Consider the following 10633-nt stretch of genomic DNA (forward strand, 5'->3'; position numbering starts at 1 on the left):
TACGGATCGCCGCTATTTCACGACGACGTCGATTGCGTCCTGAATATACTTCGTATCGGATCGGCCCTCATATTTCTGCATGTTCATGCCGTAGGTAAAACGGTCTTTGCCATGAAAGCCGGCTTTCGGCTTGAAAAGGATCGCCATGCCCCATGCCGGCCGGCCGTCGCAGAGTTTTGAAATGTTGTTGATCTTGTATTTTACCCATTGAAACCGGACGCTGCCATGCTCCGGTGCCTTCACCACCGTCATCTTCGGCTTGGCAATGTTGCGGCAATTCGGGGTGACGCCGGTGACGAAATTGATGGCGCTTTCGCGGCCTGCGGGAATGGTCACGTCGGCCGCATGAACGGTTTGCAACGAGAGAAGGGAGACAATGGCTACTACGGCAAATTTTGGCGAGATACGCATGTTGGCCTTTATGGACGAGTCGCTGAGATAGTCCCGGCAGCGGTTAGCATGGTTGCAACCATATGTGGTAGGGTGCGCGACAGCTTTTTGATGCGCGCGGTTAATGACTGTTGACTTCCCGCCATCCCGGTTCTCCACAGCGCAATGCCCTGCAATCCTTGCTGTTGCGGGCATCTTGGAGTAGCAAGAAACCATGGGACAGAGCCTTTTGCCGCCGTCTGGCGGAGACGATAACATCCAACCGGTCGACCTCAAGGCGGCGCTGGAAGAGCGCTACCTTGCCTATGCGCTGTCGACCATCATGCACCGTGCGCTTCCGGACGTGCGCGACGGCCTGAAGCCGGTCCATCGCCGCATCGTCCATGCGATGAGCGAAATGGGGCTGCGCTCCAATTCCTCGTTCAAGAAATGCGCCCGTATTGTCGGCGATGTCATCGGTAAATTCCACCCGCACGGTGACCAGTCGGTCTATGACGCGTTGGTGCGTTTGGCGCAGGATTTCTCGCAGCGCTACCCGATCGTCGATGGCCAGGGCAACTTCGGTAATATCGACGGCGACAGCGCCGCTGCGTACCGCTACACCGAAGCGCGCATGACGGATGTCGCGAGCCTCCTGCTCGAAGGCATCGACCAGGACGCCGTGGATTTCCGGCCGACCTACAACGAGGAGGATCAGGAACCGGTCGTCATGCCGGGCGCCTTCCCGAACCTGCTGGCCAACGGCGCTGCCGGCATTGCTGTCGGCATGGCGACATCCATTCCGCCGCACAACGCGCACGAGCTTTGCGACGCGGCCCTGCACCTGATCAAGAACCCGACTGCCACGATCGAAGACCTGATGTTCGATCCGAACAATCCTGAGCGGGGCGGGATCGAAGGTCCGGATCTTCCGACCGGCGGTATCATCATCGACAGCCGCGAGAGCATGATTGAGGCCTATAAGACGGGTCGCGGCGGTTTTCGCGTTCGCGCCAAGTGGGAGGTCGAGGATACCGGCCGCGGCGGTTACCAGATCATCGTCACCGAAATCCCCTTCCAGGTGCAGAAGTCGCGTCTGATCGAAAAGATCGCCGAACTGCTCATCGCCCGCAAGCTGCCGCTGCTTGAGGATGTGCGTGACGAATCCGCCGAGGATGTCCGGCTGGTGCTGGTGCCGAAGAGCCGCTCTGTCGATCCGACCATCCTGATGGAATCGCTGTTCAAGCTGTCGGAACTGGAAAATCGCATTCCGCTCAACATGAACGTCCTGTCCATGGGCCGCGTGCCCAAGGTGATGGCGCTGAACGAGGTTCTGCTGGAATGGCTGGATCATCGCCGCGAGGTGCTGCAGCGCCGGTCGCGCTTCCGGTTGGCCGCCATCGATCGCCGGCTGGAAATCCTCGGCGGCTATCTCGTCGCCTATCTGAACCTAGATGAAGTCATCCGCATTATCCGCGAGGAGGATGAGCCGAAGCCTGCTTTGATGGCGCGTTTCACGCTAACGGACCTCCAGGCGGAATCGATCCTCAACATGCGGCTGCGCTCACTGCGCAAGCTGGAAGAGTTCGAGATTCAAACCGAGTTCGATGCCCTGTCGAAGGAGAAGACGGAGATCGAGACTCTGCTCGCCTCCGACGACAAGCAGTGGCAGACGGTCGCCTGGGAAATCGGCGAAGTGAAGAAGAAGTTTGCCAAGGCCACCGAGCTTGGCAAGCGCCGCACACTGTTCTCCAATGCCCCGGAAGCCGATCTGGAGGCCATCCAGCAGGCGATGATCGAGAAGGAACCGATCACCGTCGTCATCTCCGACAAGGGCTGGATCCGCGCGCTGAAGGGGCATATTTCCGATGTCTCGACGCTGCAGTTCAAGGAAGGTGACGGTCTGAATCTGTCGTTCACCGCCTCGACCACCGACCGCATCCTGATCGTTACCACTGGCGGCAAGGCCTATACGCTGGGCGGCGACAAGCTGCCGGGCGGGCGCGGTCATGGCGAACCGCTGCGCATCATGGTCGACATGGAGAACGACCAGGACGTCCTGACCGCCTTCGTCCATGATCCCGCGCGCAAGCTGCTGATTTCGTCCGCCGCCGGCAATGGCTTCGTCGTGCCGGAAGCCGACATGGTCGCCAATACCCGCAAGGGCAAGCAGATCATGAACGTGGCGATGCCGGACGAAGCCAAGCTGGTCATTCCGGTCAAGGGCGATCACGTCGCCATCGTCGGCGAAAACCGCAAGATGCTGGTGTTTCCGCTCGCCCAGATCCCGGAAATGGGACGCGGCAAGGGTGTGCGCCTGCAGCGCTACAAGGATGGCGGCGTGTCCGATATCCGCTGCTTCGCCATCGCTGACAGCCTCACCTGGGCAGACAGCGCCGGCCGCAGCTTTGCGAAAAACAAGGACGAACTGCTGGAATGGCTGGGCGACCGCGCATCGGCGGGCAGGGCGGTGCCGAAGGGCTTCCCGAGAAGCGGGAAGTTTACGGGATGATTGGGATTCTCATCTCATCATCTCCGACGCTTATTCGGCTTTGATAACGAAATCGCGAAGAAAACGCGTAGCGCCTGCCTCATCTATTTCGCCTGCGGCAACGGATAGGACGAAACTGAAGAGGTTGGCGTCCGTGGTTTCGATTTCATATCCATGGTCCATGAGGAAAACGGCCGCTGCGACAATCGCGATGCGCTTGTTTCCATCAATGAACGCGTGGTTCATCGCAAGACCGTAGAGATAGGCTGCTGCCAATTCGATGATATCATCGCAGCCATAATTCGCCTTGTTGAAAGCGCGAGCCAAAGCAGATTCCAGCGCGCCTTCGTCTCTGAGGCCGAAGGCGCCGCCAAATCGCTCGATCTGCATCGTGTGCAACTGTTCGACGATCTTGCGGTCGAGAAAAATCCAGTCGCTCATTCAGCCAGCTTCTTCAGAGCGACCTTATATTTGTCCATGAAACGGTTGGCATGTTCGAGTTGACGCTGAAATGCTTCGTCAAGCGGCTGCAAGTGATAACCGCCGTCCTTGGCTGTAAGCGCCACCTGGTCCCCCGCTTTTACCCCCATGCGATCAAGGGCTTCCTTCGGGATGATGATACCCTCGGAATTGCCGATCTTGCGGATGGTGATATTCATGAGAGGCCTCCATGTTATAATTGCGTTATAACATGGCTTTCTCAAAGCAGCAATTGACGCGCACTTCTCCGCGCAGTCAGGTCATCCCGTAAACGGAAACTCGTTGGAAGCCTCGCCTTTGTCGGCGGATTTCTGACGCATCTGCCAGAGTGAGTGGCCGACCAGCGCGACGATCAGGATGGCGCCGCCGATCAGGGTGTTCTGCGTCGGAACCTCGTTGAAGGTCAGCCAGATCCAGATCGGCGCGAGGATGGTTTCGAGCAGGTAGAACATGCCGACTTCCGGCGCGGACAGGTAGCGTGGGCCGGTGGCAAGGCAGAAGAAGGCGAGCGGGATCATGAACAGGCCGTCGAAGATGATCCAGCCGGGGTGGGCGATCTGCAGGCCTTCGGCAGGTGAGAGCATATAGCCGATCACACAGGGGAAAATGGCGGTGGCAAGCGGAACCAGCCCCATATCCTTGCCGCTGGCTCGGCTGACGGTGATGGCGCTGGCGAGCATCAATGCGGAACAGAGCGCCAGGGCGTCGCCGAAGAAATTGCCGCTCTTCAGGCCGTCATGGACGATCAGGCCGACACCGAAGACCATAACCGCCATGGTCACGAGCGTGGCGTTGGAGGGGCGTTCCTTGAGGAAGATCCAGGACAAGACAGCCGCGAACATCGAGGTGAAGGCGACGATGAAAACGACGTTGGCGGTCGCCGTGTTGAACACCGATAATAGGAAGGTAAAAGAACCGAGGCCGTAAAACAGGCCCGCCAGAAGACCGACCTTGCCGGGGACCAGTCCAATCCTCTTGCCGAGAACTCTATTGAGCATAACCCAGGCGACAATCGCCACCGAGAAGGTGCATAGGCTTCTCACAGCGAGCAAAGACCAGACTTCCCCGTCCGAGGAACGGATCAGCGGAATGTCGAAGGAAAGGGCAAGGCCGCCAAGTCCGGTAATAAGAAGCCCGCGGCGGTGGTGGGCGGCATCGATTGTCTGGCTCAAGTCTCAGTCCGATTCAGTGGCTGCGCTTTCCTCTGTATAGCGCTCCCACCCCTGAGCCATAAGGTGCTCTTGCGGCAAAAACTTTGTTTTATAATCCATCTTGCGTGAGCCCTTGACCCAGTAGCCGAGATAGACGTGGGGCAGGCCGCGTTCCTTTACCTTGCGTATATGGTCGAGGATCATGAACGTGCCCAGCGATCGCTCCGACAGGGCGGGATCGAAGTAGGAATAGACCATCGACAGGCCGTCGCCCATCTTGTCGGTCAAGGCAGCGCAAATTAGCGGACCTTTTTCGCCGCCGATGCCATCGCCTTCGACCTTCAACCGGTATTCGATGATCTTGGTGTTGACGTGCGTGTCCTCCACCATCATCGCGTAGTCGAGCACAGACATATCCGACATGCCGCCCTTCTGGTGGCGATGGTCGAGATAGCGGCGGAACAGGCTGTATTGCTCGCTGGACGGCTCGGCCGGATATTCCGTCGAGACGACGTCGCGATTGAGCGCAAGAATGCGGCGCATCGAGCGCGTCGGCACGAATTCGCCGGCGACGATCCGCACGGAGACACAGGCGCGGCAGCTTTCGCAGGCTGGGCGATAGGCGATGTTCTGCGAACGGCGGAACCCGCCCTGGGTCAACAGGTCGTTGAGTTCGGGCGCGCGTTCGCCCACCATATGCGTGAAGACTTTCCGCTCCATTTCCTGCGGCAGATACGGACAACTGGCCGGTGCGGTCAGGTAGAATTGTGGAGACGGTGCAGTTTGTGTGTTCATAAGGTGCGGAAATCGCTCTTCATGGCCGCTTCGAAAACCTTAGCATGGCGCAAGAATAAAAAAGGTCAATCGCGACTTTTCGAACAGCCGCGTTGCACTGCGATAAACCGATTTTTCCGTGTTTTCCATGGGCTATTTCATATGGGCGACACAAGGGTCGCCCAAGCCCATCGGCGAATCAATAGATATCCCGGCGAACCGTGACCGTGCCAATCAGCAAATCGTGCAGCAGGCGGCCGCGATCGGTGAACAAGCCGACCATTAACACTAGCGGCGTCAGCAGCGCATTGGCGATCCAGAAGATCACGAGGTGTACGATGGCCGTCAAGAAATCCATCGGCCGTCCATCGGTGCGGGCAATCGCGAGCCCCATCATGCGCATGCCGGGCGACGCCTGGCTGCTGCTGCCAACGGTCATGCCGAAATAGAGCATAGCGAGACCGGCAAACAGGACGGGATAGAGGAAGAAACCGAGGCCCAGCGTCAGGATGCCGAGGAAAAACACGACCACAGCCGCGGGGATCCAGAGCAGCGCAACGATCGCATAGTCGATGACGAATGCGATCACCCGCCGGCTGAGCACGCCCTGATAGGCACGCCAGTCTGTGCTGGGGATACGAAGGTTTTCGTCACGAAAGGTCATTCAGATGTCTCCGGTTAGTCCGCAGATGGATATGGGGAGGAGTAAATGGAAAAACAATGGATGGATGGCTCGGTAGCTTTCGACCGGCAGAAAATGCCGCCACGACACCGATAATTCTAGTGAGCGGCATCTACCGAACAAGCTCGGAGGCTGCACCTCCGAGAATGGTTTGCAATCCAAGTCCGGACGTATCCGGACGCGTTACAGGCAGGCTCTGCGTGGCCGCGACCGCAACTCGGCCGGGTCATGTCCCAGACCGATCAGGGTCTGGTCATCCAGACGGCTCAAGGCATCGTTGACGTACGGACGCATCCGGCGCTCTTGCGCCGCGACAAGGCGATCGAAAAATCCAATCTTTGCAGACATGGGAAACTCCTTTTGTTGGAAAGGATTTTACGCGATTGCGCGCACCTATGCCGTGTTAAGCCGGAAACCGAGCTATGCGGCCGGGGCGTGTCTTTACCCTTTTGAGGGAGAGAGTGATGGCCAGCGACGGGCATAGCCGACTATTGGTTCACCGCTTGGCCAGGATCCTCGCAACATCGACAGCGAAATAGCTCAGGATCCCGTCGCAGCCGGCGCGCTTGAAGGCGAGCAAGGTTTCGAGCATGACGCGTTCGCCGTCGATCCAGCCATTGGCGGCGGCGGCCTTGATCTGGGCATATTCGCCGGAAACCTGATAGGCGAAGACCGGCAGGCCGAAGGCTTCCTTCATTCGCCAGCATATATCGAGATAGGGAAGGCCGGGCTTGACCATCAACATGTCGGCACCTTCCTCGACATCGAGTGCTGCATCGCGAATGGCTTCGGTGCCGTTGGCCGGGTCGATGTAATAGGTCTTCTTGTCGCCCTTCAAGAGGCCGCCGGTGCCGATTGCCTCGCGATAGGGGCCATAGAAGGCGGACGCGAACTTGGTGGCATAGGACATGATGCCGACGTTCTGATGTCCTGCGGCGTCGAGCGCCTGGCGGATCGCGCCGATGCGGCCATCCATCATGTCCGAGGGCGCGATGATATCGGCACCGGCATCCGCCTGCAGCACGGCTGCCTTGGCGATCTGCGCGACGGTTTCGTCGTTTATGATCTCGCCATCACGCAGGATGCCGTCATGCCCGTGGCTGGTGAAGGGATCGAGCGCGACGTCCGTGATGACGCCAATGTTGGGCACGGCCTTCTTGATTGCGCGGGTCGTCTCGTTGATGAGATTGTTGGCGGCGAGGCTGTTGGAGCCGGTCTCGTCGCGCAGTGACATATCGACATTGGGGAAGGTGGCGAGTGCCGGAATGCCGAGATCGGCCGCTTCCTTCGCTGCCTCCACCGCCTTGTCAATGCTCATGCGGTTGACGCCCGGCATGGCGGCGATCGGCTCTACGATGCCGGAGCCGGAAACCACGAAGATCGGCCAGATCAGGTCATCCACCGTCAGCCGGTTTTCCTGCACCAGCCGGCGCGTCCAATCGGCCTTGCGGTTGCGGCGCATACGGCGGTGGCCGGTGATGAGGTCAACGGCATTGGTCTGGTCGGTCATCGCACTGATCTTTCGGTCATTGGTGGTGTGCTGGCGGTGTATCACGCGAGGTAGGCAAAAGAAAACGCTGCGAAGCAGGGGCCGATCGACGCAGTGGCGTCCCTATCATCGATACGAAATGGCACCGGACAGGAACAATTTCCGCGTTCCACGGTTCACCTCCCGTCTGAAGGAGGCTGACGATCGCCATCGATGAACGGTGCGAGCGCCTTCGAAACCGAGGAGAAGACAATGAAGACCCTTGCCAAACTTGCCCTTGCAGCCGTGATGTCCGCAACGCCGCTCGCCGGTTACGCCTATGCGCAGACCACCGGATCGGTCGTTCCCATGGTGGCCGACGACATGTTGACGATCGTCAATGTCGGCGAGGAAACCAATGCTGACAGCACCGACAGCACGATGATCCCGGAAACCTATCGCAACCCGTCACCGGAAACCATCACCAAGGCGCAGGCTGAAATCCAGAACGACCCGAACCTGGCGGCCGCGTTGCAGGCGAAGAACGTCCAGATCATCAATGTCATCGGGATCCAGACGGCGGCCAATGGCGGCAAGATCGTCTATACCAAGTAAGCTTGACGCACAAAAAAGGGCTCCGTCGCGCGGAGCCCTTTTGCTTGGGCGGTCGCTTAGCGGCAGTCGTCATCGGGCGAATTTGCGATCGGCTCGCTTCTGCCTCTTTCAGTTCAGCCCTCAAATCCCATATGCATCTGCATAGAGGCGGTTTAGCCTTTCGAACAGGGCAGGGGGATGGTGCATGAGCGAAACGCACCGCAAGCTGACAACCATCTTTTCGGCTGATGTTCAGGACTATACGCGTCTGATGGGAGCTGACGAAGAAGGCACCCTGGCGACGCTGAAGCGGTATCGCGATGCCATGTCGCGATTGATCGTCTCGCGTGGTGGGCGCGTCGTCAATACCTGGGGCGACGGCGTCATCGCGGAGTTTCCCTCCGTCGTGGAGGCGGTGCGCGCGGCCGTCGATATTCAGAACGAACTGGCCGGGCTTAATGCCAACCGACCGGTCGATGGGCAAATGTTGTTTCGGATCGGAATTAATCTCGGCGACGTGATCGTCGATGGCGACGATATCTATGGCGATGGCGTCAACATCGCCGCGCGCCTGCAAGCCTCGGCTGCTCCCGGCGGCATCCTTATCTCCAACACGGTGTATGATCAGGTCCGCAACAAGGTGGCCGTCGGTTTCGAGTTCCTTGGGCCTCTCTCGGCAAAGAATGTCGTGGAGGCGGTGCCGAGTTACGCCGTGCGGATTGGCGATGACCCGGAAAGGACGGCATCGACAGTACCGCGACGTGACGCCGATGAGAGGGCGACAGGTCGTGGGATCGTCGAAGGGAAGCGCCGTTTGTTGACGATGTTGGGGCTGACCGGTGCGGCGCTGGTGGCGATCAACCTCTTGTCCTGGCGTGGCACCTTCTGGGCGGCCTGGCCGCTTCTTGCCTTTGCATGCGTGCTGGCGCTGGCTTGGGTTCGCAGCCAGACGCGGGTTGATCGGGGCATCGCGTTGGCTGGGGTCGTCGCGTGCGGTTTGATTGCGATCAATGTGCTGTCCTGGCAGGGCACGTTCTGGGCTTCGTGGCCCATTCTGGCTCTGGCCGTTGCTGCTGGCGTACGATGGATCGCGCGCAGGTGAGGGGGATTTGTTCGATTCTGCTGTCCTATCAGCCATCCACAAATCCTCGTCTGGCAAAGCGCGTCGCCGCCAAGTATCGTCGCCGCCATGTCGCTTGATTCTGTGCAGGTTCCCAAACTTTCGCTCACCGAGACGATCTTCGGATTGTTTCTCCGGCTCGTGGCCGTCTCGTGTTTCTGGTTCGGCCTGAACTATTGGGCGATGCTGATCGGCTATTCCTTTGCCGGTGCCGGGCGGTTCGATCTGCTGCCCTTGCCCTGGCGGGTGGCGGCAACATCGCTTGCTGTGGTCTATCCGGTGGCGGCGCTCGGACTGTGGCTGCTGGTCTCCTGGGGACCGGTTCTCTGGGTCGTCGCGGCGGCGGCCGAAGTCGCGATGTTTGCGGTCTATCCGCAGGTTTTCGGGACCAAGCCGCTGCTGCTGATTCTCCATTCAGCCGTGGCTTTCACCTTCATTCTTTTCCGTTCCGCGATCTTCTATCAGCGGGCCAAACAGGCCAAGGCTGCAAGAATTGATTTACCCTGAGACAAGGGCTGTGGATGGTAAGGCGCTGTTAAGGCTGTAGTTTAAGTCGAATTTTATACGTATTCGATAGTGTCTACCTCAAGGCGGGAAGAGAAACATACACCGCCAAACAAAACAGTGAGGCAGTCATCATGAACACGAAAATGAAGCCGCAGGTCGTTGCAGTCAAAGATCCCCACGAAGATGCGATCCGCTCGCTCTACATGGAATCCCTCCACCTCGTCGAACGTCTTCACCGTCGTCTGCTCGACGTCGTCAAGGACGAATTCGACCGCTCGGGTCGCTCCGACGTCAACGCCGTCCAGGCCCTTCTCCTCTTCAACATCGGCAACTCGGAACTGACCGCCGGTGAACTGCGCTCGCGCGGTTACTATCTCGGCTCCAACGTATCGTACAATGTTAAAAAGCTGGTTGACCTCGGCTTCATCAACCACCAGCGCTCGCGCATCGACCGCCGCTCGGTCCGTATCAGCCTGACGGACGAAGGCCAGGAGATCGCCGAGACGGTCGCCAAGCTCTATGAGCGTCATATCGGCTCGATCCAGAAGGTCGGCGGCATCGGCACCGACGAGTTCGGCCAGATGAACAAACTCCTGCAGCGCCTTGATCGCTTCTGGAACGACACCATGCTCTACAAGCTCTAAGCGCGGCTACGCGCAGGGCACATCGTGATGGATTGCTGACGGGTGCGCGAGGAGCGCACCCGTTCGCGCATCGGGAGTGCCGATGTTCACTTGACGAGAAGTTCGTCGCCGGCATTGACGACTTGCTGATCCGTCAGCCCGGAACCTTCATGCTCCCAGAGAAACTCTCCGGCAGCGTCGCCGTAGTCATCCGTTTTCAACGCATCGACCGGCACACGACCGTCATTCTCGATGACATCCTCGAACACGACCTTGGATTCATTGTTATTGAGCCGTTGAAAGACGCGTACGGTTGCAGTGTCGCCCTCGTTCTTCACGTAGATCACGAATGCCATTGTTTTTTGTCCTCTTTC

Annotated in this window: 14 protein-coding genes; 5 read left to right on the forward strand and 9 right to left on the reverse strand. The window is 58.9% G+C overall.

Annotated elements, in window-relative coordinates:
• Nucleotides 1-12: 12 nt before the first annotated feature.
• Nucleotides 13-606 (reverse strand): hypothetical protein, encoded by a 594-nt coding sequence (locus tag ASG68_RS31680; RefSeq protein ID WP_156373804.1) that lies wholly within the window; start codon nt 604-606, stop codon nt 13-15.
• On the opposite strand from ASG68_RS31680, the gene parC reads away from it, so the two are divergent.
• The gene (gene parC / locus ASG68_RS27530; protein ID WP_062576310.1) at nt 605-2881 is read left to right on the forward strand and encodes a DNA topoisomerase IV subunit A; all 2277 of its coding nucleotides are present in this window, start codon (nt 605-607) and stop codon (nt 2879-2881) included. The genes ASG68_RS31680 and parC overlap by 2 nt on opposite strands.
• Before the next feature lie 30 nt (nt 2882-2911).
• Here parC and ASG68_RS27535 read toward each other — a convergent pair whose 3' ends face one another.
• The 7 genes from ASG68_RS27535 to hemB form a co-directional block, all read right to left on the reverse strand.
• Nucleotides 2912-3301, reverse strand: coding sequence for a type II toxin-antitoxin system death-on-curing family toxin (locus tag ASG68_RS27535; RefSeq protein ID WP_062576311.1), 390 nt, complete (start codon nt 3299-3301; stop codon nt 2912-2914).
• A complete protein-coding gene (locus ASG68_RS27540; RefSeq protein ID WP_062576312.1) occupies nt 3298-3519 on the reverse strand; it encodes an AbrB/MazE/SpoVT family DNA-binding domain-containing protein in 222 nt (73 codons plus the stop codon). The genes ASG68_RS27535 and ASG68_RS27540 overlap by 4 nt, the downstream gene beginning before the upstream one ends.
• Nucleotides 3520-3600: 81 nt before the next feature.
• Nucleotides 3601-4512 carry a DMT family transporter gene (locus tag ASG68_RS27545; RefSeq protein WP_062602689.1) on the reverse strand — a complete coding sequence of 304 codons (912 nt, stop codon included), beginning with the start codon at nt 4510-4512 and terminating at the stop codon, nt 3601-3603.
• A 3-nt stretch (nt 4513-4515) separates the two neighbouring features.
• Complete coding sequence (locus ASG68_RS27550; protein ID WP_062576314.1) at nt 4516-5286, reverse strand: arginyltransferase; 771 nt, start codon at nt 5284-5286, stop codon at nt 4516-4518.
• 178 nt (nt 5287-5464) lie between these two features.
• Complete coding sequence (locus ASG68_RS27555; RefSeq protein ID WP_062576315.1) at nt 5465-5929, reverse strand: RDD family protein; 465 nt, start codon at nt 5927-5929, stop codon at nt 5465-5467.
• 201 nt (nt 5930-6130) lie between these two features.
• Nucleotides 6131-6295 (reverse strand): hypothetical protein, encoded by a 165-nt coding sequence (locus ASG68_RS31975; protein WP_164491903.1) that lies wholly within the window; start codon nt 6293-6295, stop codon nt 6131-6133.
• 148 nt (nt 6296-6443) lie between these two features.
• The gene (gene hemB, locus ASG68_RS27560) at nt 6444-7457 is read right to left on the reverse strand and encodes a porphobilinogen synthase (RefSeq protein WP_062576316.1); all 1014 of its coding nucleotides are present in this window, start codon (nt 7455-7457) and stop codon (nt 6444-6446) included.
• A gap of 231 nt (nt 7458-7688) precedes the next feature.
• On the opposite strand from hemB, the gene ASG68_RS27565 reads away from it, so the two are divergent.
• From ASG68_RS27565 to ldtR, 4 genes are all read left to right on the forward strand, one after another.
• Nucleotides 7689-8030 carry a hypothetical protein gene (locus tag ASG68_RS27565; protein ID WP_156373805.1) on the forward strand — a complete coding sequence of 114 codons (342 nt, stop codon included), beginning with the start codon at nt 7689-7691 and terminating at the stop codon, nt 8028-8030.
• Between the two features lie 184 nt (nt 8031-8214).
• Nucleotides 8215-9111 (forward strand): adenylate/guanylate cyclase domain-containing protein, encoded by an 897-nt coding sequence (locus ASG68_RS27570; RefSeq protein ID WP_062576318.1) that lies wholly within the window; start codon nt 8215-8217, stop codon nt 9109-9111.
• Between the two features lie 87 nt (nt 9112-9198).
• A complete protein-coding gene (locus ASG68_RS27575) occupies nt 9199-9636 on the forward strand; it encodes a DUF6163 family protein (protein ID WP_062576319.1) in 438 nt (145 codons plus the stop codon).
• A gap of 131 nt (nt 9637-9767) precedes the next feature.
• Nucleotides 9768-10280 carry a transcriptional regulator LdtR gene (ldtR, locus tag ASG68_RS27580; RefSeq protein WP_062576320.1) on the forward strand — a complete coding sequence of 171 codons (513 nt, stop codon included), beginning with the start codon at nt 9768-9770 and terminating at the stop codon, nt 10278-10280.
• A gap of 86 nt (nt 10281-10366) precedes the next feature.
• Here ldtR and ASG68_RS27585 read toward each other — a convergent pair whose 3' ends face one another.
• Complete coding sequence (locus ASG68_RS27585; RefSeq protein ID WP_062576321.1) at nt 10367-10615, reverse strand: hypothetical protein; 249 nt, start codon at nt 10613-10615, stop codon at nt 10367-10369.
• Between the last annotated feature and the right edge of the window lie 18 nt (nt 10616-10633).

Source organism: Rhizobium sp. Leaf453 (genome assembly GCF_001425605.1).
Taxonomy (GTDB): Bacteria; Pseudomonadota; Alphaproteobacteria; order Rhizobiales; family Rhizobiaceae; genus Pararhizobium.

What these genes read in the sequence shown, in the direction of transcription:
- ASG68_RS31975 (WP_164491903.1), bottom strand. Translation starts at nt 6,295, where the DNA reads ATGTCTGCAAAGATTGGATTTTTCGATCGCCTTGTCGCGGCGCAAGAG.
- ldtR (WP_062576320.1), top strand. Translation starts at nt 9,768, where the DNA reads ATGAACACGAAAATGAAGCCGCAGGTCGTTGCAGTCAAAGATCCCCAC.
- hemB (WP_062576316.1), bottom strand. Translation starts at nt 7,457, where the DNA reads ATGACCGACCAGACCAATGCCGTTGACCTCATCACCGGCCACCGCCGT.
- ASG68_RS27575 (WP_062576319.1), top strand. Translation starts at nt 9,199, where the DNA reads ATGTCGCTTGATTCTGTGCAGGTTCCCAAACTTTCGCTCACCGAGACG.
- ASG68_RS27535 (WP_062576311.1), bottom strand. Translation starts at nt 3,301, where the DNA reads ATGAGCGACTGGATTTTTCTCGACCGCAAGATCGTCGAACAGTTGCAC.
- ASG68_RS27585 (WP_062576321.1), bottom strand. Translation starts at nt 10,615, where the DNA reads ATGGCATTCGTGATCTACGTGAAGAACGAGGGCGACACTGCAACCGTA.
- ASG68_RS27570 (WP_062576318.1), top strand. Translation starts at nt 8,215, where the DNA reads ATGAGCGAAACGCACCGCAAGCTGACAACCATCTTTTCGGCTGATGTT.
- ASG68_RS31680 (WP_156373804.1), bottom strand. Translation starts at nt 606, where the DNA reads ATGGTTTCTTGCTACTCCAAGATGCCCGCAACAGCAAGGATTGCAGGG.
- ASG68_RS27550 (WP_062576314.1), bottom strand. Translation starts at nt 5,286, where the DNA reads ATGAACACACAAACTGCACCGTCTCCACAATTCTACCTGACCGCACCG.
- parC (WP_062576310.1), top strand. Translation starts at nt 605, where the DNA reads ATGGGACAGAGCCTTTTGCCGCCGTCTGGCGGAGACGATAACATCCAA.
- ASG68_RS27555 (WP_062576315.1), bottom strand. Translation starts at nt 5,929, where the DNA reads ATGACCTTTCGTGACGAAAACCTTCGTATCCCCAGCACAGACTGGCGT.
- ASG68_RS27565 (WP_156373805.1), top strand. Translation starts at nt 7,689, where the DNA reads ATGAAGACCCTTGCCAAACTTGCCCTTGCAGCCGTGATGTCCGCAACG.
- ASG68_RS27540 (WP_062576312.1), bottom strand. Translation starts at nt 3,519, where the DNA reads ATGAATATCACCATCCGCAAGATCGGCAATTCCGAGGGTATCATCATC.